The following is a 1,127-nucleotide window of genomic DNA, read 5'->3' on the forward strand; positions in this document are numbered from 1 at the left end:
GGCGATGGCACCTACACCTACATTGCCCAGGATACCTATGAATATCTGGCCGCCGGAGAGACGGCGACAGAAACGTTCAGCTACACGGTGACGGACAATCTGGGGGCCAGTTCCACCAACACGGTGACGGTGACCATCACAGGCACCAATGACGCGCCTGTGGCGACAGCCTTGAGCGGAACCGTGTCGGAAGATGGTCCGGGCCTCACGGTCATGGCGAGCTACACGGATCTGGATGCGAGCGACATGCATACGTTCAGTGTGGATACCACCGGTACGCTTGGAACGGTCATCAACAACAACGATGGCACGTTCAGCTATGACCCGAACGGTCAGTTTGAGAGCCTGGCGACTGGCGAAACCGCGACAGACACGTTCACCTATACGGTTGATGACGGCAATGGCGGCACAACAACCGAAACAGTAACCGTGACGATCACGGGTCAGAATGATGCGCCAGATCTCACTCCATTGACTGCAATTGCGCAAGAAGATGGACCGTCAATCACCGTGTCTGCAAACTTCACTGACGTAGACAGTGATGGACCGTTTGTTATTTCGATTGATACGTCCAGCACAGTTGGCTCTGTAACAGACAATGGAGACGGTACATTTACTTATCATGCAAACGGCCAATTTGAGTATTTGAACGCTGGAGAAACTGCAACCGATACGTTTACATATACTGTTTCCGATGAAGATGGCGGATCATCTACCGAAACGATAACAGTTACAGTTGAGGGGCAAGTAGAACCTACAAAATTCACCGCAAGCGATGGGGCGTTCGCTGATTATTTCGGTGCCAGCACAGCGATTAACGATCATGGAGTCGTCCTTGTCGGCGCGCCCCTGAACGATGATCCCGGGGCAAATTCCGGTTATATCTATCTCTACAGACCGGATGGTTCCGGTGGTTACTCCGAGCAGATTCTGAATGCTTCCATTCCAATTGCCGGGGTCCAGTATGGATACTCCGTTGCGCTCAACAACTCGGAGGTAGCGGTCGTTGGATCCTTTGACCGCAACCAGGTTCATGTATACCAGCCTGACGGCAATGGCGGACATTTCGAAACCAAACTATTGCCGGCCGGCACTCTTTACTCTGATCTTTTCGGGCACAGCGTCGC

1 protein-coding gene is annotated in these 1,127 nt (G+C 52.8%); it reads left to right on the top strand.

The window, feature by feature from the left end:
- Window positions 1-1,127, top strand: a 1,127-nt coding sequence (locus OA90_RS27805; protein WP_156510736.1) for an FG-GAP repeat protein, incomplete at both ends; no start/stop codon positions are given.

Origin of the sequence: Labrenzia sp. OB1 (assembly GCF_001624695.1) — a bacterium.
Classification (GTDB): Bacteria; Pseudomonadota; Alphaproteobacteria; order Rhizobiales; family Stappiaceae; genus Roseibium.